The organism is Paenibacillus sp. OK003, from assembly GCF_900109515.1.
Taxonomy (GTDB): domain Bacteria; phylum Bacillota; class Bacilli; order Paenibacillales; family Paenibacillaceae; genus Paenibacillus; species Paenibacillus marchantiae.
Genome location: NZ_FOBD01000001.1, coordinates 403,238 through 427,158, shown reverse-complemented (window position 1 = coordinate 427,158; position 23,921 = coordinate 403,238). Strand labels below are relative to the sequence as shown.

Sequence of the window (23,921 nt, the reverse complement as noted above, 5' to 3'; positions counted from 1 at the left end):
TTACGTTTTTGGAAAGGATGGATGATTATGAATCTAAATACCCTCCAAAAGTACGCGATGCTGCTGCTATGCATGTCTGCCGGAATGGTCGATGTGATCGGATATCTGGGACTAGGGCATGTGCTTACAGCCAATATGACGGGCAATATTGTGCTGCTGGGGATTGCGATTGCCCGTGCTCAGGAATTGGTTGTGCTGCGTGCACTCCTTGCCCTCATTGGTTTTATTGCTGGTAATGCCATTGCGGCATACATGATCGGACATGTGCAGACGAAAAACGGCTGGTCTGCCAGGGTCACAGCTGTGTTCACTGTAGAAAGTATATTGCTTCTGCTCTTTGCCATCGCTATGATCAGTCCTTATTCGGAACAACTATCCTATTTTCTGATTGCCATGCTGGCCGCCGCCATGGGGATGCAAACGACTGCGGCTCGCCGCATTGGGATTGCCGGTATCTCAACGACCGTACTCACCAATAATCTGGCCGCCGTGGTTGAGGATGCGGTAAGCATCCTTCAGCGACTTCGACACGCCAATATCCGCTCGCTGGTCAAAGCGCTATCAGCAGATGCATACCTTCGTGCAGGTGCCGTTGTGATCTATTTGGGCGGCGTTATTCTAGCTGCGATGTTGTTCCACCACGTACCCATGATGGCAGTCTGGATACCTGCTCTGATCGTTGGCGGAGTCACCCTGTACGCCCGGTTATACTCCAGAGGAACAACCAAAGCAGCGTCGACGGATGACATTCAAAGTTAGCTCTCATGCCATTATTGAACGATTCATTTCATTAATGATGCTTCCTGTCTGATGAGTTCAACCAGATGCTGTGCAGCAGGAGATAACACTTCCCCTGCTCGTGTACAGACGGCTACCGTGTTTTTCAACTGTACACCTCGAACGAATACTCGTGCCAGCCTGCCCTGTTGTACATCTTCCTTTACGACCAGAGAAGAAATAAAGTTGGCCCCATAACCTGCCTTTACCGCACTAATCGTTTCGTTCAACCCATTGAACTGAAGCGCAATGCGGGGAGCGGCCAGGTTATTTGTTGTGCAAAGAGAGACCAGACGCTCCCGTGTAGCGCTGCCTTCTTCGCGCATGATGAAGGGCTCCGCCACCATCTCCCGAAGCTCAATTTCCTTTCCCGCGTAGGGGTGATCGGGATGTACCACAAACCACATTTCATCTTCAAACAATTCGTCCCAATCAACACCTGAATGTGTAATGCCACTTCCACCATAAACCGCAATCTCGGCCTCATAACGCAGCAGTTGATCAAAAGCCATCCGGGTATTGGTTGTGCTCACAACCAGCTCCACATCCTCATGCATTTGCTTGAAACGGGCAATCCAGCCCGGCAGCAGAAAATTCGAGGGCAAATAGGTTGCGGTAAGACGAATTAGTCCTTTCTTGCCTGCCCGAAAATCCTGTACAAAGTTTTCTACATCCTGCTCCAGCATGAACAGACGTTCCGCGTAACCTGTTAATTGCATTCCAGCATCGGTAAGAACCAGTCTTCTCCCCTCCGAAGCAAATAGTTGAATGCCCAACTCCCGCTCAAACTTCTTTACCTGAGAGGATACCGCTGGCTGGCTAATGTTAAGTTCTTCCGCCGCACGCGTGACTCCCCCATATCTAACAATGGCATGAAACAATCGTAATCCGTGCAAATTCAACCGCTACACCTTCTTCACTTGAATTATATAATATAAAGTTATATTAACATACATAATATATATTTTATTTATATATCTGTTCACTTTATAGTTGAAGTATGAAATCCAATACATGCAATCGGAAAGGAACGTGTAACGATGAACAATGTGAATGGTTCTACTCAACAGCAAACCTGGAGTCAAGTCGACGACTATTTGAACGCGTTATTAATCCCCTCGGATTCCCTGCTGGAGCAGGCTCTACGTACCAATGTGGACGCAGGCTTGCCCGCCCATGATGTAGCACCTAATCAAGGGAAATTGCTGCAGCTCCTGCTTCAAATACAAGGTGCAACTCGTGTGCTCGAAATCGGGACGCTTGGCGGGTACAGCACGATCTGGATGGCAAGAGCCCTTCCCGAAAACGGACGTATCGTCACACTGGAGGCAGAGCCGCGCCATGCAGAGATGGCACAAACCAACCTCACGCGTGCAGGACTTATGCACAAGGTTGACCTTCGAGTGGGTCCCGCCCTGACTACTCTTCCCGACGTTCAGGAAGAGTACAGAGAGCCCTTTGATTTCATATTCATCGATGCTGACAAACCGAGTAATCCCGACTATTTGCGATGGGCGCTGCGTCTGGCTCGTCCGGGAAGTCTGATTATTGGTGACAACATCGTCAGGGACGGTGAAGTTATCCATGCAGACAGTACGGACAACAGAGTTCAGGGCGTTCAGTCTTTCTTGAAATTAATTGCAGATAACCCGCGTCTTGAAGCTACAGCAATACAGACTGTAGGCAGTAAAGGCTACGATGGATTCGTGATTGCCCGAGTGCTGGAATCCCCTACTACAAAATAAACAGTGGTCAATTCTTCCGCAAATCCCCCATTCCTGTTAAACTAAAATTACTGCACAGGCAGACTGGGGGAAACCACTTGAGACTTCTACAACAGATTCATGCTGAAATTCGGGGCTGGTCCCGCAATATTCAATTGTTTTTTCTGGCAAGCATCTTGTATCAGATCGGAAATGGCATGTTCTCTGTCTTGTACAATCTGTACATTCAGGGTCTAGGCTACAATGATACAATGAACGGCCAGATTGTAAGTATTCAATCACTTGCGACAGCGATTATGTTTGTTCCTATCGGACTATGCGGCGATTTCTTCAGCCGTAAGCGGCTGTTGATTACCGGCGCATTATTCAGCGGAATCTTTCTGATTGGCCGTTCCTTCGATTATTCTGCCAGCGGACTGATCTGGTTTGCTGTATTTTCAGGACTTTTCGCTGGCGTATTTCAGGTACTGGCCATTCCCTTCCTCGCTGAGAATGTGAAGAAAAGTCAACGACTGAAGATGTTCAGCTATTACTCCTGCCTCGTACTCGCTTCTCAGGTACTCGGCAGCTTGGGTGGTGGCATATTTGCAGACCTGCTTCATACGGCTGGCCTTGCCAAAGTCACGGGTTTGCAAACGGTATTGTTCGTAGGTGGGGCAGCTACACTGGTTGCGTTTATTCCGATGTTGTTTGTATCCGAGGATAAGAAGGCACCACAAGCGTATACTCCGGCGCAACCTGTCACTGAATCTGCAACATCTGCAACGGATGGCAAACAGGATGTCGCTCATTCCGCAGAACAAAGCAGCAAGAACGTTACTCTTAGCCAAAAGAAAGATTCCCGTTTGATCGGTCAATTTGTCTTAACCCAATTATTAATCGGGTTTGGTTCTGGCCTGGTTGTACCTTATTTGAATCTGTATTTCACCAACCGTTTTTCGGTATCCTTAAGTGCCATGAGTCTGCTCATTTCATTGGGTCAGATCATGACCATTGTATCGATGCTGATCGGACCTACACTCGCGGCCAAGGTGGGAAGTGTTCGAGCTGTCGTCATCTTCCAGGTCATGTCACTGCCCTTCCTGCTGTTGACCGGCTTTACGAATCTGCTGCTCATCGCTTCAGTGAGTTTCTTATTTAGACAAGCGCTGATGAATGCAGCCAATCCGATTCAATCCGCTATTCTGGTGGACAGAGTATCGGACAAACGCCGTGGAATCGCCAATTCATTGATGCAGACCGCCTTTATGATTGGATGGGCCACCATGGGACCCGTTCAATCCTACCTCGTGACCACTTACGGCACGTATTGGGGTTACGCGATCACGTTCAGCATTACAGGCAGTTTATACGTGATTTCCTCGCTGATGTACTATATGATGTTCAAAGAACCTAAGCCTTCTGCCCGTGTTCTTGCGGCGAACAGATAAATGATAACCATTCAGCAGGACCGTGGATGACAAGTGATGAATCAGCTTCCTGTCCTGCTTCGTAATGAGCCAATCACCATCCAACCGCTCATGTGGCCCTCTTTCATTCGGGACTACGGTATTCTAATCGTGAGTTACTCTATTGTATTAACACTGACGGGCTCCTTATGATGATTCTCATGCATATGTTGAGGAAAAAAGAGGCGAGCACTCACTCTTCGATCACGTAAATAATAAGTAGACATAGCAAAGAGAGTATCCGACTGATTTCCAGCCTGCGGATACTCTCTTTTATGTGTTTGTTTTAGTTATGAATAAACCCGACTATACATCCAGCTTACAACGCCCACGGTTACAACTGCCGTCCCAATAATAAATGCATAATAGCCAAGTTTGCTTTTTGCCCCTGATGTCTGCTTGTCATAGAAGTCTGAGTTTCGCCTGTAGAATCCCATCCACAGTTCTCCAATCATATTCACAACGACCATTACAAACCGTTTGGCAAGTCCCATTCATCCCATACCCCTTTCTTTTCTCAAACCCCTTCCATATTAAGTATAATTATCCTTTTCCCTTAAAACAACTCTGTCACGCTGAACTCGGGGCAGTTTCCTGCTCCAGCCAGCTCAATCGCTCAAACGCCTCCTGGTCCGTGCTGCCACACATCTCTTCCGAAGCCTGCAATCCGCTGCATACAGCGGGGCGCTCTTTCTGACCAAAGATTCCGCAGCGATTGTCCTCCGTCAGTTGTACACAGCGCACACCTGCGGGCTTGCCGTCAGCCATCCCGGGTATCGGCGATGAGATGGAAATCGCGATACAGCATGCGGCACAGCCTGTCCTGCATTCCATAATTATTGTCCTCCCTTCATATCTGACATTTAACTTGATCCACGATTCACCCACGTCCACGTTCGAGCCAAACCCTGTGCAATTCTCCGATTCATGGTTCCATTCGAGAAATATCCACCATGACTCAACGGATTCCAGCTCCCAATTACACCGCCAGAGTTAATTTCCACGTCTTCGTTGACCGCTGCCTCATAGGCCGGATCAATAGGTCGCAGTGGGTAACCCAGAATATCATCCCGATCATAAAAGTTAATCCATTCCCCTTCAAGCCCAGGAAAGTACTGCCCTGCCAACGGTGAAGGTACCTGAATCGGCCGGCTAAAATCATGATACCGTAAGCTCCATAATGGCAATGTCGTTCCAAAGGAATAAAAGCTCGTTAAGGTATCTCCCCGTTCCAATGCGGAAGTAACATCCACGATGGAGGGCGTTCGACTAGACGGATATTGCAGATCATAGAAGAAATTACTTGCAATCACAGCTCCCAAACTATGTGCAATGATACAGAGTGGAGCTTCTGGCCCATTTCGTTGTGCAAGTGCGTGCATCGCCCGATTCAGCGTATAATGTACCGCATCATAGTTATGCCCTTGATTTTCCACAGGTTGATACGCGACTGCATCAGCCAGATAATGTATAACAAATCGACGCAGCACTTGATAGTTCAATCCCTGAGAGCTGACAAGCTGCTGAAACAGCGCCTCTTCCCGATCCTCAAATACGTCAGCCCAAAATACGGGCTCAATATCCAGCATCTGTTTGGCTGCTCCCGGCAACACCATAACCTGATCCAATTCCTTATGCAATCGCGAAATCAGTGTATCCGCATAATTTTCCTTTTGCATACCCAGACCATGAATGACCATTACCGCAACACGAGTCATGGCTCTCCTCCTCCGTCCATTGACTAGCCACTCTCTTTGAACCATATGAATTTATCAACCTGAACATGCATAGTCCTGATGAACAAGCTTTCCGATCGCTGTGAACATGAAACTTTGCCACATACATTCTAGCTACAGTTTACCACGTTATAAATAAAAAAAACGAAATCCATAAAGAGTCACTCCATAAAAATGGCATGGGTTCAGCTTGATCTCCGTATCAGGATAAAAAAGAAGCTGCGAATATCGCAGCTCCCATTTGTTCGTCAATTTAGCCTTTCAAATGAACCTTAAGCACACCGTTCTGGTTGGATGTTACATCACCAGTAGTGACCTCCACTCGATCAACCATGTCCTGACCGTCCGGAATAATGATTGGCGTAATGAGCGGATATCCCGCAGCTTCAATCACTTTGCGGTCGAATTCAAGCAACGTTTGCCCGGCTCTTACCTTCTCTCCAGTTTCAACGTGCATGTTAAAACCTTCGCCTTTAAGTGAAACCGTATTGATCCCGACATGAATCAGAATCTGCAAGCCACTCGCGTGCTCAAGAATGACAGCGTGTTTGCTCTTGATGACATGGGCAACCTGAGCGTCAAACGGGGCAACGACCTGATTGCCGGAAGGTTCAATGGCAACCCCCTCACCCATTTGTTTCTCTGCAAATGCCGGATCAGGTACTTGTTCCAGTGGAACAGCTGTACCCGTTAATGGTGCCATGATTTCCAGTGTATTCACAGGCTCATCCGCCACCTGAGCAGCACTGCGTGTGCGTGGCTCTGCAACTGCATTTGTGGTAGTTGTGCCAGAAGCTGATTTCGCTGAAGTTGTATGACCACCAGCTACAGTAGCTTGATCTGCGTTGCGGTCTTCTTTTCTCAACTTCGCTCTTCCGAAAATAACAGTCAGTACGAATGGAACAACTAGTACAATCGCCATACCGATGAAGAAGACTCCCCATTTGTTCGGGAAAATGGACAGGAATCCAGGTACGCCACCTACACCGATAGAGGTTGCCTGAACATTATTCATCGTAAGCAGTACACCGCCGATCGCAGAACCGACCATACCGAAGATAAACGGATAACGATAACGGATATTCACCCCGAAGATCGCCGGCTCGGTTACCCCGAGGAAGGCTGAAACGGATGAAGTTGCCGCAAGTCCTCTCATTTTCTTCTCACGAAGCACGAGCATCATGGCAAGTGCGGCAGAACCTTGCGCGATATTGGACAATGCCAGCATCGGCCACAGGAACGTTCCCCCTTGGCTACCAATCAGCTGTACGTCTACCGCCAGGAATGTATGATGCATTCCTGTAATAACAAGCAATGCGTACAGTCCACCATAGATCAGACCGCCCAGAGCCGCGTATGAATCGTAAATATAGATCAAGCCGGACGTAATTCCATTCGCAATGGCAAATGTAACTGGACCAATGATTGTAAATGCCAGGAATCCGGTAATCAATAAAGTGACAGGTGCAACGACCAGCAATTTGATCGAATCATGAACCCTTTTGTTCAGGAAGATCTCCAGCTTGGCAAGCAGATAAGCTGACACCAATACTGGCAGAACCTGCCCCTGATAACCGATCTTCTCAATATGCCAGCCGAACAGATTCCACGTAGGCACGGTGCCTTCGTTAACTGCATTGGCGTAGCCATAAGCACTCAGCAGATCGGGATGTACCAGGATCAGACCAAGGACGATCCCGAGCAACGGACTGCCGCCGAACCTTGTTACCGCGGACCAACCGATTAACGCAGGCAGGAAGGTAAAGGCTGTGCTCGCGATGGTATTAATAATAGATGCGAGATCCTTCCATGCCGGATACACATCCACCAGTGATTTTCCATCAAAGAATATGCCTGGTCCTGTCAGAATGTTATTAATACCGAGCAAGAGACCGGCCGTGATGATGGCTGGCAGGATCGGGATGAAAATGTCAGATAGCGTTTTGATCGCACGCTGAATCGGGTTTTGCTTTTTACCCGCAACGGCCTTCACGTCATCCTTGGAAGCGCGTTCGCCTCCGGTAATCTGAATCATTTCATCATACACTTTATCCACAAGCCCAGGTCCGATGACTACCTGGAATTGTCCTTGAGAGGAGAACTGGCCTTTGACCAGATCGTTCTGTTCCAGACTTTCCGTATCTACTTTACTTTCGTCGTATAGGGCGAACCGGAGGCGTGTGACACAATGCGTTGCAGCTTCAATATTATCTTTGCCGCCGACCGCGCGAACGATCTCCTCAACCTGTTTTTTATCCATTGCCATATTGTCACTTCCCATTTATATAATGTGAATTAGTCCTGTTGCGGTACAAGCCACATATAGGATGAATACGGGCTCAGGGAGATTTCTTGCTCAAGTGCAGGCGATACCTCCGTATTGCCAATCAGCAGCTCTGCGGATTTATCCGCAATGTGGTCGTTCCAGACGGCTTCTGAGAAAGCAAATTTTACGTCTCGCTTGCTGAAGTTGGATACCACAAGCAGCGTCTCGCTTCCATTGGTCCGCGCATATGCGAATACATCCGGATGTGCATCGTCCAAACGTTCATACAGACCGTCGGTCAGCACACGAACCTGTTTGCGCAGAGCAATCAGCTTGCGATAATGATAATAGATCGAATTCGGATCAGCCATCTGCTGGGCCACATGAATCGACGGATATCGTTCGTCCACTTTGATCCACGGTGTACCCGTTGTAAATCCGGCATTTTCGCTTCCATCCCACTGCATCGGTGTACGGGAATTGTCCCGTGAACGCTCTTTCACAATTTGGAATGCTTCCTCGGCGGATTTGCCCCGCTCTTCCTGAAGCAGTCGGTACATATTGGTCGATTCAATATCACGGAACTCGCTAACGTCATTCCAGACTGGATTCGGCATCCCGATCTCTTCACCTTGGTATACGTAAGGTGTTCCCTGCATGCCATGAATGGTCGTAGCGAGCATTTTGGCACTCTCAGCACGGTAATCGCCATCATCTGCGAAACGAGACAACGCCCGCGGTTGATCATGGTTGTTCAAGAACAACGCATTCCATCCCCCACCTGCCTGCATACCTGTCTGCCACTCACTAAATAACTGTTTCATCGCTTCAAAATCGTAAGGCATCAGTTCCCACTTCTGTCCATTCGGATAATCCACTTTCAGATGGTGGAAGTTAAACGTCATGGAGAATTCCCGGGAAGCAGGGTTTGAATATTTGATACAGTGCTCCAGCGTAGTGGAGGACATCTCCCCAACCGTTACCATATTGTGTGGTCCAAACACCTCTTCATACATCTCTGTAATGTACTCATGCACACGTGGTCCATCGGTGTAGAACTTACGTCCGTCGCCTGGGGAAACGCTACCATCATCGTCGGGGAAACGCTGGTCCTTGGAGATCAGATTGATGACGTCCATACGGAAACCATCTACACCCTTCTCCGCCCAGAACTTGATCATGTCCCGTACTGCCTTGCGTACCTGCTCGTTCTCCCAATTCAAATCAGCCTGTGTTTTGTCAAACAACGTCAGGAAATATTGTCCTGTCTGCTCATCATACTGCCATGCAGGTCCGCCGAACTTGGATTGCCAGTTATTCGGCACACCGCCGTCCGGAGCGGGGTCCTTCCAAATATAATAATCGCGATATGGGTTATCCTTGGAAGAACGTGATTGCTGGAACCACTCGTGGTCCGTAGAAGAGTGATTCACCACGATATCAATCATCAGCTTCATGTCACGTGCCTTCAGACCTTTAAGCAGTTCGTCAAAATCCTCCATCGTACCAAAATCCGGATTAATCCGATAATAGTCCGCCACATCGTAACCGTTATCATGCTGTGGTGAGACATATACGGGCTGCAGCCACACGATATCAATACCGAGGTGCTGCAAGTAATCCAGCTTTTCGGTCAATCCCCGAATGTCTCCGGTACCCGATCCAGTTGTATCGTTGAAACTCTTGGGATATACCTGATACACCGTGGAAGTCTTCCACCACGATGATGAAGTTGTGTTGGTTGAACTCATGTTAACGCCTCCAATAAATTGTATTGCTTATGTGGTTCTCTTGGCCTAACTTCATTTATATATTACATAACTAAACATGTATATACAAGTTGAAACTTCAATATGCTATCTTTTTCCTCTTCTACACATTCCCCATTAATGATTCCTCTGTAACACTTATTTTGCTGCTTGCGTTCGAGAACTCCATGATATCTGTATCTAAAATGAAAAAAACCGTCTGTTCCCCCATAATTTCATGCGGGTAAACAGATGGTTTAAATTTAAAAATATGATGAGTTAAAAATTCATACGAAGCTCGTTCACTTCCTGTTTCTTACAACATGTCCATCGAAACCATTCCTTTCCCCTGTTCCCTTTTGTTCAACTTCACCGAGGACAAGGACGCTTGTTCTTCTCTCTCCAGCTCTTCGGCACTAATCTCCCCGGAAAGCACAGCCCGCATGCGTTTTTGGTCCAGCAGCCCTTCCCATTTCGCCACGACAAATGCCGCAACACAGTTGCCCATCAAATTCGTGAATACTCGCATCGTATCCATGAAGCGATCCGCACCAAGCAATAAGGCAACTGCAGCTACCGGGAATGCATTCAGAGCAACAGCTGTAGCAGACAGAGCAAGGAATGCGGAGCCGGGTACACCCGCCATACCTTTCGAGCTAAGCATTAACACCAGTAAAATCGTAATCTCTTGTCCCAGTGTCAGATCGATGCCAACCGCCTGAGCCAGAAAAACCGTCGCTAGCGATAGGTAGATCGAGGCTCCGTCCAGATTGAACGAGTACCCTGTCGGGACAACGAGACCGACGACAGCACGGTCACAGCCTGCCTTGGTCAGCTTGTCCATCATGCGGGGCATAACGACTTCCGAGGAACCTGTGCCAATCGCCAGCATCACTTCGGAACGTGTATATTTTACAAATTGCAGTAAGTTCAGCCCTGTAATCCACCAGGCAGCCAGTGCAAGCATCACCAGAAACAGTAACGCTGCTCCGTAACAGGCAATAATCAGCAAGCCGAAGGAGGACAGTGTGGATGCCCCATACGCTCCAACCGTGTACGCCATGGCTCCGAATGCTCCGATCGGTGCCAGTTTCATAATGTACCCAATAATGCGGAACAGGATTCCCAATACATTTTCAATCAGCGTCAGCACATTCTCCTTCGCCTTACTTTCCGTTGCTGCTAATGCTACCCCGAACAAACAGGCAACGAGCAGCACTTGCAGCAATGCATTTTGTGCAAAGGCATCTACAACACTTGTTGGAATAATGTTCATGATAAAGTCGACGACATGCGGCAGTTCAGAGCCATTGGTTTTGGCTTCGATGCCACTTGCATCAAGGGTCGAGGGGTCCACGTTCATGCTTGCACCCGGACGAAGCAGGTTCGCTGTGCCGAGTCCAAGGACCAGCGCAACCGTCGTAGCGATTTCGAACCACAGAATAGCTTTAAACCCAATGCGTCCGACTGATTTCAGATCACCGATTTTGGCAATGCCTGTCACGATCACCATAAAGATTAATGGAGCAATGATCATTTTGATCAACTTGATGAAACCTGTTCCGAGCGGCTGCAGCAGACTGCCCAGATCAGGCCACAGAATGCCTACACCAATCCCGATGATAACCGCTACAATAATTTGAAAAAACAATGATTTCACAAATGACATGAACGCTCCCCCTGTTTTTCGATCAATTCGGATTTCCGTTTGGTTTCCGTGTAATTTTTTATAACATTGCAGCTTGAACCTCAACAATGGGATTTCAAGATTTTTGTCATTCGGACCAACTATGGCGTGCTAAATTGAACTTGGAACCGAAAAAAGACGAATATCACGTCAGTTATCTTGACGTGATATTCGTCTTTAGCTTTGTATTGCTTTTATGATTGAACAGTGATTAAAAGAGCATTACAGGGTTAGGGATTGTCCCGGTGCCAGCACACGGCCTTCCAGACCTTTGGAAGCAAGCTGCTCCACAAACTTCTCGGCATCCTGACGAATCACCGGGAACGTATCATAATGCACCGGAATTGTCAGCTTCGCATTGAACCATTCAGCGGCTTGCAAAGCATCCTCCGGTCCCATGGTGAAATGTCCACCAATAGGCAGTAGTGCTACGTCGATATCATGGCGGTCACCAATCATTTTCATATCACCGAACAAGCTAGTGTCACCGGCATGCAAAATGGTTTTGCCACCTATGTTAATAATATATCCTGCAGGCAATCCTGCGTACATGATCCGTTGTTCCTCTTCCAGCACAATCCCGGACGTATGGAAAGCCTGAATCATTTTAGCTTGAGCAAAGCCAAGATCCACCGTTCCACCCATATTCATGCCTATAGTGTCCAGACCTTTCCATGACATATATGTAGCCAGTTCCACAATCGCAACCACCTTGGCATTGTTGGCCTTGGCGATCGGTTCAGCATCCAAAATGTGATCCATATGTGCATGTGTCAGTAAAACGGCATCGGTCTTGATGTCTTCCGGCTTGGTGACAGCAAGTTCATTGCCACGCAGGAAAGGATCAATGATCAACGACTTCTCTTCTGTGCCCAGTTGTACACTGGAGTGTCCGTGGTACGTAATATTCAGCAACTTGGTATCCTCCTGACATATGCGTTCGTTTGGTTTGATTTTCAACCCATATTATAATTCAAAACTCTTCGCCAAAGCAAAATGACACCTCATCGCTGCATTCGGTAAACTCGTGCTTCATAGGGCTGAAGAAAAATCGCACCCTGATCGGTGGAATAACGTCTGCTGACATTGCTGATGACCGTCTTGGCATTTTCTTGATTCCATCCCTCAGGCCATTCCATCTCCGGCTCATGTTCGCGGAAATTCAGAATAACCAGCATCTGCTCATCATCCAGCGTTCGGGTATAGGCATAGATATCGGGATCATCCGGCAAAAGCAGCTCATACACCCCATAGATAAGAACTTTATGTTGTTTGCGAAGTGCGATTAGTTTACGGTAATAATGCAAAATGGACTGAGGATCACGTTCGGCATCCGCCACATTAATCTCAGGATAGTTCTCATTCACCTGTATCCATGGCTCACCATCGGTAAATCCGGCATGTTTGGTATCATCCCACTGCATCGGTGTACGTGCATTATCACGACTTTTGCGCCAGATCGCTTGCATGACTTCATGTTTCGCTCGCCCTTGTCCAATATGCTGCCGATAATAATTCATCGTTTCAATATCCCGATAATCCTCAATATTAGGGAAAGCAACATTGGTCATGCCGATCTCTTCCCCTTGATAAATGTAAGGCGTACCTTCCAGAGTGAGCATCCACGTAGCCAGCATTTGGGCAGAGCGCACCCTGTACTTTCCATCATCACCGAAACGGGATACCGGACGCGGCTGGTCATGATTGCCCATGTAATTGGCATTCCAGCCTCTGTCATGCAGCACGGTCTGCCAGCGGCTCATAATTTCTTTCAGCTCGGGCAGCTTCCACTCCCGAACGTTCCATTTGCCGATTCCTGACGATTGAGCGTCCACAAACATATGCTCAAACTGGAACACCATATTGAGCTCATTCCGATCTGTCCCCACATAGGACAGCGCCTGTTCCGGTCCAAGCCCGGAAGTCTCCCCAACAGTCATTGGACCATAAGGCTTCAGGATCATGTCGTTAAGTTTATTCAGAATCGAATGCACCTGCTCGAGGTTGGAAAAAAGCTGGTACGCAGGAACGACCGGCAGATTATCCGGATTATGTGCGCTGGGTAACCCCTCTGCCTTGGCGATATGCGCCACCGCATCGAAACGGAAACCGTCCACACCCTTTTCCAACCACCAATGCACCATCTCATACATCTCTTCTGCCATCTGCGGATTGTTCCAATTCAGGTCAGGCTGGTGTTCTGTATAGAGATGCAAATAATATTCATTCGTCTCCGGATCAAGCTTCCACACAGAACCCCCAAAGTAGGACTCCCAGTTGTTTGGAACCTGACCATTTTTGCCTGAACGCCAAATATAATAATCCCGTTTCGGATTCACTTTCGATGAACGTGACTCGGCAAACCACGCATGTTCATCCGACGTATGATTCAGCACCAGATCCATCATGATCTTGAGACCGCGCTTGTGCGCCTCAGCCAGCAAACGGTCAAAATCCTCCATCGTGCCATACTTGCGTAAAATGGAGTAATAATCACGGATATCGTATCCGTTATCATGACCAGGTGAATCGTAGATTGGACAAATCCAAATTACATCCACGCCCAGATCAGTCAAATAATCGAGCTTGTCATATATCCCCTGCAAGTCACCCTGACCGTCCCCATCCGAATCTTTGAAGCTGTTGGGATAGATCTGGTACACCACACTCTCTTTCCACCAAACGATATAGACCACCTCGCTTTCATCACTCTTTACTATATAACCCGTTAGTATGTTTTATCCGAAATGTGCCTCTTATAAACAGAAAAGATCCATGAACACCAAAAGACCCGATCATTAACTGCTATTCGCAGTTTAATTTCGAGTCCTTCTCTGTGAGTATATAAATAAGACAAACCCGATGTAACCAATCCAGGCACCCACCGTATTCAAAATAATGTCATCGACATCAAACGAACCCACACGGGTAATCAATTGCGTAATCTCAACAGCTAACAAAAGTAAGACGACAATACCTGTAAATGGTAAAAACGTTCGACACCTGCGGAATAACCAAGGAATCCATATCCCAAGCGGGATGAACATAACAATGTTCCCGAACAGGTTCTTCACCCAGGCTTCCGTATGGTATCTGTTCTTCTCAAAAAGAAGAGGCTTGATTGTCTCTAATGGTACCAGATTATATTGATAATTCATCCCAGGCGTTCTCCCGCTCACAAAGAGCAGGTTACCCATAATCAACACATATAACAATGCCATACATGCGACGATTGTGAGCATCCATCTGGAGTAAAACCATGAACCTTCGTTCATTTCCTCATATCCTCCGACCTTTTTTTCCGCACAGCGGTAAGGTCTATTTTAAAGGGATATCAATCTTCATGTCCAGCTGCTCAGGCGTGGACTTCCATACATACATGAAAACAGGCTATTCCAACTCTCAACATACCAAAATCCCCTTGTACAACAAGGAGTGATCTCTGATGAAGGTAGATGAACCCAACAGAGATCAACCTAGTGTACAAGGGGATTTGATTGTTAAACCATAATTATTTAACCTTTCCAGTGTCCGGACACCGGATGAATGCCCCAGATGTCCGTCGCATATTCACTGATGGTGCGATCACTGGAGAAAATGCCAGATTGAGCGGTATTCAGCACCGCCTTGCGTGTCCAGCCCGCTACATCGCGGTAGGCCAAATCAATGGCAGCATGCGCATCCGCATAGGCAGCAAAGTCACGTAATACAAAGTACTCGTCTCCATGTGCCAGCAAGGAATCATAAATATCCCAGAATTCACCATCACGGTCAATGAACGCTCCCGGATGTACCAGTTGCTCCACGACCTCGCGAATTCGCTCATCCTGCTGCACAATCTCATTCGGCCGATAACTGCCGGAGCGGTAATAATCAAGCACCTCGTCTGCACTCAGACCAAAGATAAACATATTGTCTTGACCGACCTGCTCTGCCATTTCGACATTTGCGCCGTCCATTGTACCAATGGTTAGCGCACCGTTCATCATAAACTTCATGTTCCCCGTGCCGGAGGCTTCTTTGCCTGCGGTTGAAATCTGTTCGCTGACGTCCGCGGCAGGAATGATTTTCTCGGCAAGAGAAACCGAGTAGTTTTCCAGGAAAAATACCTGCAGGCGATCTTTCACGGCCGCATCGCGATTGACCGTATCTGCCACCGTGTTAATCAACTTGATAATTTTCTTGGCAAAATAATAACTCGGCGCTGCCTTTGCTCCAAAAATAAACGTACGTGGCACGATATCAAACGAAGCATCGCTCTTGAGACGGTTATACAAATGCATAACATGCAGAATGTTCAGCAGCTGCCGTTTGTACCCATGCAGCCTTTTCACCTGCACATCAAAGATGGAATCCGGATTGACCGCCTTTCCGGTATGATCCAGGATGTACGCAGCCAGTCGCTCCTTATTATTACGTTTAATGGAATGGAACTGCTGCTGGAATGAAGCATCGCCTGCAACACCTACCAGCTCATTCAGTCTGCCCGGCTCCCTAATCCACTCACTTCCAATCGTATCGGTGATCAGATTCGACAGCTTCGGATTGGCGTGCATCAGCCAGCGGCGATGGGTAATGCCATTGGTTTTGTTATTGAAGCGCTCGGGATAGAGTGCATAGAACGGAGCCATTTCCCGCTCTTTCAAAATTTCGGTATGCAATGCCGCGACACCATTGACGCTATGACTGCCCACAATCGCCAGATGAGCCATCCGCACCTGATCGTTCGCCACAATCGCCAGATGCTGAATACGATCCTGATCTCCGGGATAACGTTCTAGCAGCATGCCACAAAAGCGTTTGTTGATCTCTTCAATAATCATGTAAATGCGCGGCAGCAGCTTGCTAATCATGGCTACAGGCCATTTTTCAAGCGCCTCACTTAACGTTGTATGGTTGGTATACGATACGGTGCGGGTCGTAATATCCCACGCTTCATCCCATCCATAACCTTTGACATCAATCAGAATCCGCATCAGTTCGGGAATCACGAGTGTTGGATGCGTATCGTTGATATGGAACGCCACTTTATCCGGCAATCGATCATACGAAAGCTCCAGCTTGTTAAATGTACGCAAAGCACTCTGTACACCTGCCGAACACATAAAATATTGCTGTTTCAGACGGAGCAGCTTGCCCTCGTATTGGGAATCATCCGGGTACAAAAACTCCGAAATCGATTCTACCGAACGGCTATAATCCAGATATCCGTAATAGTTCGTAGGTGTATCGAGCGAAGTCTCCCGCTTGGGCTCCGCACTCCACAATCGCAAAGTGTTTACATGGGGCTGGCCATAACCAATCACAGGCACATCATAAGGTACAGCTACAACCGATTCGGCATCCTTTATGACAAATTGATAATGCCCATCCTGTTCATAGGCTTCCACACGGCCCCAGAACTGTACTTCCACCTTTTTGTCCGGACGGCGCACTTCCCATTCATTGCCCTTCTCGAGCCAATTATCGGGTAATTCCACCTGATTGCCGTTAATAATTTTTTGCTCGAACAAGCCATATTTATATCGGATTCCACATCCATGTCCCGCATAGCCGAGGGAAGCCAGTGAATCCAGAAAACAGGCTGCGAGCCTTCCCAGACCTCCGTTACCGAGCCCTGCGTCTGCCTCCTGTTCTTCCACTTCTTCCAAAGAGAAGCCCAGTTCAGCCAGACTGTCACGAACGAGTTCCAATTCATTCACATTTAACAGGTTGTTGCCGAGCAGACGTCCAATCAGGAATTCCAGCGAGAAGTAATAGACCTGTTTATCCTGGCGCTGCTTAAACCCCTGATTCGACGCCGCCCAATCCTGACCCACATATTCGCGAATCATGCTTCCAAGTACGTGATAGACATCCTCCTGCGTTGCTTCTGCTAATGGTTTGCCTAATTTGCTGACCAGATTGCGTCTAAAAATACTCTTGAACGTTTCCTTGTTGTCAAACAAAAGAAGGTTCCTCCCGGTGAAATCCTGTAGGATGGTGGCGGTTCATACTTGTTTCTTACACATGAGTGCTACACCTTTCAAAGCTGCACTTCCGGCTAAGAGCCCGTTCCGGTTACGAATCGTTCTTCCGATCGCTGTTGTCTCTCAAATTTCTTGATGAACCTTATACATGGTTGAAATTTGGAGACAAAGGCGAACGCTACGCTTCTTCAGAATCGATTTCGTTCCCTCCACTACGTTTGCACGTTGCCAGGCACAATCGAAGTTGCATTTCAACTTTCGCCCATGAACCTTAAATCCATCCTACAGGATTTTTATTTTATATATATTTATAGATGATATCGGTTAAGTGTTAGGATTAGATAATAGTACTCTTTGCCAGAATATACGGGTTCGACGGGTCGCCGATCAGCGTCTGGCCGCCGCTTAGCTTCACATCTTTGTCGAGAATGACGTTCTCCAGAACAGCGCCTTCTCCGATGTAGCATTTTTGCATAATAATGGAGCCTTTAATTTTAGCACCTTTCGCCACATGCACCCCACGGAACAGGATGCTGTCTTCCACTTCCCCACCTACAATGCAGCCGTTCGCAAGCAAGGAATGTTTCACCTCGGCAGTATCCAGGTATTTGGCTGGTGCCTCGTATTTAATCTTGGTTTGAACAGGCTGTTCCTTGAACAGCTGCTCATACAGTCCGCTATTCAACAGTTCCAGACTGTTGCGGTAATAGCTATCAATCGAATTGATCACGGCATGATAGCCATCATAGGCATATGCCGCAATGTTCAAGCCATCCGGGTTTTTCTGAATTACATCACGGAAGAAATGGCTTTCCCCATGAGCGATGCAGCGCTGCACCTGGCGCAGGAACAGTTCTTTTTCCATAATGAAAATTTCTGTATATATATTCGGGTGATCGGCGCTTTGGTGAATGTCCACCACATTACCGTTCCCGTCATCTTCAACTTTGACACAGGCGTTATGCTCAGGCAGCAGTTGATCCACTTTTTTGCAGACCAGCGTTACATCCGCGCCTTTGCTTATATGGTACCTGTACACATCCTGCAGATCTGCTTTGGTTACGTGCCGACTACCTGCATGGACAACATATTGCCCTGAACCCCGGCGGAAGAAATCGAGATTATTGTGAAAATGCTGCAAATCCCCTTGTGACGTATCGGTTGGATCGTTCCAGTCCGGTGGCAAAATAAACATGCCGCCATGCTTGCGGTCCAGATCCCACGGCTTGCCGTCTCCCAGATGGTCCATAAGTGAACGGTACTTCCTGCGAACAAATACACCGATACTCTCAATACCTGCATTCATCATATTGGATAATACAAAATCAATCAGACGGTAACGACCGGCATAAGGCACGGCGGCACCGCAGCGAAAATACGTCAATTCCTTCAATTCCTCAAGCTCATGGTCAAGGTTAATAACTCCAATCAATGATTTCATCGCATGCACCGTCCTTTTGGCTTTTGTTTAGGCTTTACTCGAAATCCCCTCGCGAAGCTGGCGTTCCAGTTCTTCCTGGTCCACGAGCAGTATATCCTCCTCATCACCCGGTGCAGGCGCGATTTGTGTGCCATCCGGAATGATCAGCCCTTCCGCGATAATCGCTCTGTTAATACGCACATTTTGCCCAATTTTCACTCTTGGCATGATGACCGAATCAATTACGGCACTGTTCGCACCCACCTCGATCCCGTAGAACAGGACCGAATGATCGACCTCTCCATGGACTACACTGCCCTCGCTGATGATGCAATTTCGCACCTTCGCTGATGGTGAAATGTATTGTGCAGGCTGATTCGGATTCCGCGTAAAAATGCGCCAGTCCGGGTCATTCAGATTAAACGGCGTACCCTCATCCAGCAGATCCATATTGGATTCCCATAGACTGCGAATGGTACCAACGTCCTTCCAATAACCCTCAAACGGATAAGCGTATAGTGATTTTTCATTTTCAAGCAACAATGGAATGATATCTTTGCCAAAATCATAGGAGGTGGATGCCTGTTGCTCGTCCTGGATCAGGAAACGTTTCAACACATCCCACTTGAAGAGATAGATACCCATGGAAGCGAGCGTGCTCTTGGGTTCAGGAGGTTTTTCTTCGAATTCATAGATACTGTAGTCCTCATAGGTATTCAACACCCCGAAGCGGCTGGCTTCTTCCAGCGACACATCAATGACCGAAATGGTGCAGTCTGCATCTTTGTCCTTGTGATATTGAAGCATTTTTTCGTAATCCATTTTATAGATATGATCCCCAGACAGAATGAGCACATGTTCAGGATCGAACTGTTCAATAAACTTCAGGTTACGGTAGATCGCATCCGCCGTGCCACGATACCAGCTACTTCCATCCTCACGTTCATGAGGAGGCAGCACATATACCCCGCCATTTTTGCGGTCCAGGTCCCAATCACTGCCAATCCCGATATATGAGTGCAGCACCAGAGGCTCATACTGAGTTAACACTCCAACGGTGTCGATGCCTGAATTGGAGCAATTACTTAGAGGAAAATCAATGATGCGGTAGGTTCCGCCAAAATAAACAGCAGGCTTGGCCAGTGATTTGGTCAATCCCTTTAATCTTTTGCCTTGCCCTCCAGCGAGCAGCATCGCTACAACTTCTTTTTTTGCCATCATTACAGCCTCCTCCATGTGCATTCGTTCTAATTCATTTCAGAGCCCATAATCCGATATGCTGTTGTGTGGACACTTTAGTCATGATTAGGAGCATGCTGTACAGACTGTGTTGCATTAGAAATGCAGCCAAACGTTGTTCTTTGTAATGTCTGAAAGTAGACGATACATGCAGAATTGCCTTGATTGTCTTACAGAGGTGAATGTTAGATGCAAAACTTAAGGTGTAGCTCGTGAACAATGAAATAGACTACTCCTATTTAACATTAAACACGAAACGGACTGGGGAATCTTACTGGAAAACATCAACAACAAGTTAAGGGTGAGATTACCCTTTCCCGTGCCGCTGTTATTTATATTGTATTCGATAAAAGGGGATCAAACTCCTTTTGGAAAATTCATGGTAAAACTGCAAGGTTCATGGATCTATATACCTACAAAATTGTATAAAAAGGGCTTTTGAATCAGAAATTATGATTTTATTGTAAATTTTTAGAGGAATTCATAGAAATGTGTCGAATTATAGATATGGTATAAAAGTAGGACTTAGAATTGCATTAAGCAATCTATCGAGGAGTTACATACTAATAACTATAAATTATTTGGAGGTCTAAGATTAAGAAGACTTTATGAGGTGCTGTAATGTTTAATTTACAAGATTATGTTCTACATCAATAAAAGAAAGGTTTGGGTTTAATGGATGATATAAGCAAAGAAATTTTTATTCGTGATTATGAAAAAGCTGTTTTTCAGGAAAGTGCCGCCATTTTTGCTGGTGCTGGTTTATCTCAAAATTCAGGTTTTGTTAATTGGAAAGAGCTTCTACGAGAATTAGCTAGAGAAATTAAATTAGATGTCGATAAGGAATCTGATTTAATTTCACTTGCCCAATATTTCGTGAATGGTCGATCTGGAAGTAAACATGAGTTATTAACACTCATTCTACAAAAATTTTCTCATAATTATGTAAAGAATGACCCTATGGATATATTAGCTTCAATGCCAATTAAAACGTATTGGACAACTAACTATGACAACATAATAGAGAAATGTATTGAAAAACAGAATAAAGAGTATGACCTGAAAATCTCTGACTCAAACTTCTCTACAACTAAAGAAAATTCTGATGTGACAATATATAAATTTCATGGTGATTCACGCAATCCAGAGAGTATAGTCTTAACAAAAGATGATTATAGTTCCTTTCATAGTACTCATCAACTATTTATCAACGCACTCACGGGTCAACTCTTAACTAAAACATTTCTCTTTATTGGCTATAGTTTTAATGACCCTGATTTTCTGCAGATATTATCCTCCATTCGTGCAATAGCCAAAAATGTTAGAACACATTATTGCTTAACCAAACGAATAGATAGTTCAGAAATTGAAAAAAAATATTTAAACACCCCAGACAACACTTCAGAAAAGAAAAAGCTGAAGGTTGAATATGACAATTGTCTATATGAAATGGAGAAGCAAAGGCACATAGTAAAAGATTTGAAAAGGTTTGGAATTAATACTGTATTTGTAGATGATCACAAAGAAATTCCTATATTAATAGCACAAATTCAAAAGAAGAATGCCACTAGAAGAATCTTCATAGCAGGTAGTTGTAGAGATTACGGTGCTTGGACTGAACATGATGCTGCAATTTTGATGAGTAAACTAGGAGAAGGATTAATAAAAAAAGACTATCACATTTCTACAGGTTTAATTGAGGGAGTAGGTCCGCAAGTAGTAAGTGGTGCACTACACGCCATTGCTGAGAAAAATGTTGATTTAAGCAAGTATTTATCTATAAAAACGCTTCCCCTCATCAAGGGTAAGGCCGATCATATAGACACTGAAGCAAAAAAAATGTACCAGGATGATATGATTAAGAAGGTCGGGATAGTAATATTCTTATTCGGAAATAACTTCTACGATGGACAGCTTCAAGTATCTAAGGGAGTACTAGGTGATTACTCTCGCGCACTTGAACACAATAAGTATATAATTCCAGTCGGGGCGACCGGATATGCTGCTAAGTTCATTTCAGGAAAAATAGAACTAAACATCAATAACTTTCATTACTTAAAGAAGTTTATCTCACGATTAAATACCGAAACTGATCCTGATATGTTAGTTAATACTATTTTAGAGACAATAGAGTACATTCGTGATTTTGAGTATGACAATCTATTAGAGTTTTTCCCACTAAGTTAATAACATCAAGGTCAGTAAGAGTAAACATTTCATTAAAATAAAATTGAAGCTTGATTTCCGTTATGTTTATTAAAACATTAATGAAATTAGGAATGACAATTTTGTTTGTCTTATAAAAGTAATTAATGTATCTCCCTATGTTATTTGCAGAAATGACATTAGATTCTTTATACTGCGTTTCTATATAACTGTTTATCAATGATTCAAAAATTGTATTTTCAATTTTAGTTAAATTGTATTTCTTTTTATTTTTCTCAATATAAACAGTAAGAATTTTATTGATAGCATATTCATAACTATCATCATTAATTGAATGAATTGTTACCCTATCTAGAGATTTTATAAACGAGTATTCCATAGGAATATCCTTCTTGGTCATTTGAAATAATATCGGAAATACAGGAATATTATTATTGACGAAATACTGAAACTCAATTTGACACCACTCTTTAAAGAAATAACTATCACTAATAATTAAAATTGCTCCAATAGACTCCTTTGTTTCAATTAGAACCTCATTCAAATGTTCTAGAACGTTTATACCAAATGGAACATTATGAATATCAACCCAAAGTTTAATTCCATAAGTTGATAAATCTTTTATTAAATGTTTACTGAATCCTTCATACGAAGACCTTGAGTAGCTAAAGAAAAAATCAAACTTTGAAATCAAATCTATAAAACCTCCAAATAATTTATAGTTATTTGGAGGTTTTACTCTACACTTTTAAGTTATTTCTCGGATTAAACCGCGAGAGCACATCTTTTTTGCGTTCAACAGACACCTCTGTATAAATTTGAGTTGTACTAACGTTCGTATGTCCAAGAATCTCCTGCACTGAGCGCAAATCTGCCCCGTTGTTCAGTAGGTGTGTAGCAAAGCTATGTCTGAGGTAATGAGGTGTTGATTTTTTACTGACTTTAGATAAGTCCCTGTATTTCGAGTAAATATCTTCTATGGAATAAATCGAAAGTCGATCGCCATATTTGTTGATAAACAGAGCATTGGAATTGGGATCAAAATGTTCACGTTGATGCAACCAGGCTTTAATCTTGAGGATTACCTCATTACTGGAAATATACAATAAACGCTCTTTACGACCTTTCCCAAAGATCAATACCGTTTTTTCCTCCAGATCTATATGTTCAATATCGATACCCACTAATTCGCCGATACGAATTCCGATCACGTAAAGCAACTCGATAATAGCATCATTGCGCAGGTTAATTCGTTTCCTAAACTCTGTACGTAATTGCTTCATATGTTCTTGTGGAGCGTTTAACAACCTTTCAACCTCATTCACAGAGAGAGTCTTCGGAATACGTTTTGCTGTTTTGAAATTTCTTCCGAAACCAAAAATAGGAGATTCAGCAATATCCCCTTCCTGTACCAAATAATTAAAAAATGCTTTAAAGCATATGTACTTTCTTTTAATGGTAGAGTCTTTAAGCGTTTGCTCACTTGTTAATTGTTCTAGATACTTTTTTAAATTATCTCTGTTTACATCATACATTTGATTGTCATTAAACCATTCAACGAGTCTGTTGAGGTCAGACAGATAAGCTTTTATCGATTTTTGGGACAGGTTTCGTTCTACACTTAAATAGATTTCATATTGCTTGATGTATGTATTCAAATCATGATTGCCGAGTTTCATAGTGCCTCCTGATGTTGATATAATATGTCGCATGGCTCGACCTACATTATTACGCATGCGAG

At 45.2% G+C, this 23,921-nt stretch carries 20 protein-coding genes; 5 read left to right on the top strand and 15 right to left on the bottom strand.

The window, feature by feature from the left end; translation table 11 throughout:
• The first annotated feature begins 27 nt into the window (after positions 1-27).
• Complete coding sequence (locus BMW94_RS02010) at positions 28-759, top strand: YoaK family protein (protein ID WP_175480554.1); 732 nt, start codon at positions 28-30, stop codon at positions 757-759.
• A gap of 23 nt (positions 760-782) precedes the next feature.
• Here BMW94_RS02010 and BMW94_RS02005 read toward each other — a convergent pair whose 3' ends face one another.
• On the bottom strand, positions 783-1,679 hold the full coding sequence (locus BMW94_RS02005; RefSeq protein ID WP_090993943.1) for a LysR family transcriptional regulator: 897 nt from the start codon (positions 1,677-1,679) through the stop codon (positions 783-785).
• Between the two features lie 138 nt (positions 1,680-1,817).
• On the opposite strand from BMW94_RS02005, the gene BMW94_RS02000 reads away from it, so the two are divergent.
• The 3 genes from BMW94_RS02000 to BMW94_RS31090 all read left to right on the top strand — a co-directional run bounded on the left by BMW94_RS02000 (position 1,818) and on the right by BMW94_RS31090 (position 4,102).
• Entirely contained in the window at positions 1,818-2,522 is a 705-nt protein-coding gene (locus BMW94_RS02000) for an O-methyltransferase (protein WP_090993941.1), read from the top strand.
• 77 nt (positions 2,523-2,599) lie between these two features.
• Positions 2,600-3,931 carry an MFS transporter gene (locus BMW94_RS01995; RefSeq protein ID WP_090993939.1) on the top strand — a complete coding sequence of 444 codons (1,332 nt, stop codon included), beginning with the start codon at positions 2,600-2,602 and terminating at the stop codon, positions 3,929-3,931.
• Positions 3,932-3,967: 36 nt separating this feature from the next.
• Positions 3,968-4,102 (top strand): hypothetical protein, encoded by a 135-nt coding sequence (locus BMW94_RS31090; protein WP_302847975.1) that lies wholly within the window; start codon positions 3,968-3,970, stop codon positions 4,100-4,102.
• Between the two features lie 137 nt (positions 4,103-4,239).
• Here the strand turns inward: BMW94_RS31090 and BMW94_RS01990 are convergent, their stop codons facing one another.
• From BMW94_RS01990 to BMW94_RS01935, 12 genes are all read right to left on the bottom strand, one after another.
• A complete protein-coding gene (locus BMW94_RS01990) occupies positions 4,240-4,443 on the bottom strand; it encodes a hypothetical protein (RefSeq protein WP_090993937.1) in 204 nt (67 codons plus the stop codon).
• A 76-nt stretch (positions 4,444-4,519) separates the two neighbouring features.
• Entirely contained in the window at positions 4,520-4,783 is a 264-nt protein-coding gene (locus BMW94_RS01985) for a YkgJ family cysteine cluster protein (protein ID WP_024631858.1), read from the bottom strand.
• 29 nt (positions 4,784-4,812) lie between these two features.
• Positions 4,813-5,667, bottom strand: coding sequence for a chemotaxis protein (locus BMW94_RS01980; RefSeq protein ID WP_079694492.1), 855 nt, complete (start codon positions 5,665-5,667; stop codon positions 4,813-4,815).
• 271 nt (positions 5,668-5,938) lie between these two features.
• A complete protein-coding gene (treP, locus tag BMW94_RS01975) occupies positions 5,939-7,951 on the bottom strand; it encodes a PTS system trehalose-specific EIIBC component (protein WP_090993935.1) in 2,013 nt (670 codons plus the stop codon).
• A 29-nt stretch (positions 7,952-7,980) separates the two neighbouring features.
• Positions 7,981-9,702, bottom strand: a complete 1,722-nt coding sequence (gene treC, locus BMW94_RS01970) for an alpha,alpha-phosphotrehalase (RefSeq protein ID WP_090993933.1) — start codon at positions 9,700-9,702, stop codon at positions 7,981-7,983.
• Positions 9,703-10,015: 313 nt separating this feature from the next.
• Positions 10,016-11,368: a C4-dicarboxylate transporter DctA gene (gene dctA / locus BMW94_RS01965; RefSeq protein ID WP_090993931.1), complete on the bottom strand. Its 1,353-nt coding sequence runs from the start codon at positions 11,366-11,368 to the stop codon at positions 10,016-10,018.
• 240 nt (positions 11,369-11,608) lie between these two features.
• A complete protein-coding gene (locus BMW94_RS01960; protein ID WP_090993929.1) occupies positions 11,609-12,301 on the bottom strand; it encodes a metal-dependent hydrolase in 693 nt (230 codons plus the stop codon).
• A gap of 89 nt (positions 12,302-12,390) precedes the next feature.
• Positions 12,391-14,082 carry a glycoside hydrolase family 13 protein gene (locus BMW94_RS01955; RefSeq protein ID WP_090993927.1) on the bottom strand — a complete coding sequence of 564 codons (1,692 nt, stop codon included), beginning with the start codon at positions 14,080-14,082 and terminating at the stop codon, positions 12,391-12,393.
• Positions 14,083-14,202: 120 nt separating this feature from the next.
• The gene (locus tag BMW94_RS01950; RefSeq protein ID WP_090993925.1) at positions 14,203-14,661 is read right to left on the bottom strand and encodes a VanZ family protein; all 459 of its coding nucleotides are present in this window, start codon (positions 14,659-14,661) and stop codon (positions 14,203-14,205) included.
• 240 nt (positions 14,662-14,901) lie between these two features.
• Entirely contained in the window at positions 14,902-17,334 is a 2,433-nt protein-coding gene (locus BMW94_RS01945; protein ID WP_090993923.1) for a glycogen/starch/alpha-glucan phosphorylase, read from the bottom strand.
• 358 nt (positions 17,335-17,692) lie between these two features.
• The gene (gene glgD / locus BMW94_RS01940; protein WP_090993921.1) at positions 17,693-18,796 is read right to left on the bottom strand and encodes a glucose-1-phosphate adenylyltransferase subunit GlgD; all 1,104 of its coding nucleotides are present in this window, start codon (positions 18,794-18,796) and stop codon (positions 17,693-17,695) included.
• Positions 18,797-18,823: 27 nt separating this feature from the next.
• Positions 18,824-19,993 carry a glucose-1-phosphate adenylyltransferase gene (locus tag BMW94_RS01935; protein WP_090993919.1) on the bottom strand — a complete coding sequence of 390 codons (1,170 nt, stop codon included), beginning with the start codon at positions 19,991-19,993 and terminating at the stop codon, positions 18,824-18,826.
• A 696-nt stretch (positions 19,994-20,689) separates the two neighbouring features.
• On the opposite strand from BMW94_RS01935, the gene BMW94_RS01930 reads away from it, so the two are divergent.
• A complete protein-coding gene (locus tag BMW94_RS01930) occupies positions 20,690-22,201 on the top strand; it encodes an SIR2 family protein (protein WP_090993917.1) in 1,512 nt (503 codons plus the stop codon).
• Here BMW94_RS01930 and BMW94_RS01925 read toward each other — a convergent pair.
• Together BMW94_RS01925 and BMW94_RS01920 are read right to left on the bottom strand one after the other, a co-directional pair.
• On the bottom strand, positions 22,128-22,874 hold the full coding sequence (locus BMW94_RS01925; RefSeq protein ID WP_175480552.1) for a toll/interleukin-1 receptor domain-containing protein: 747 nt from the start codon (positions 22,872-22,874) through the stop codon (positions 22,128-22,130). The genes BMW94_RS01930 and BMW94_RS01925 overlap by 74 nt on opposite strands.
• A 46-nt stretch (positions 22,875-22,920) precedes the next feature.
• Entirely contained in the window at positions 22,921-23,859 is a 939-nt protein-coding gene (locus BMW94_RS01920) for a tyrosine-type recombinase/integrase (RefSeq protein WP_090993913.1), read from the bottom strand.
• Positions 23,860-23,921: the final 62 nt, after the last annotated feature.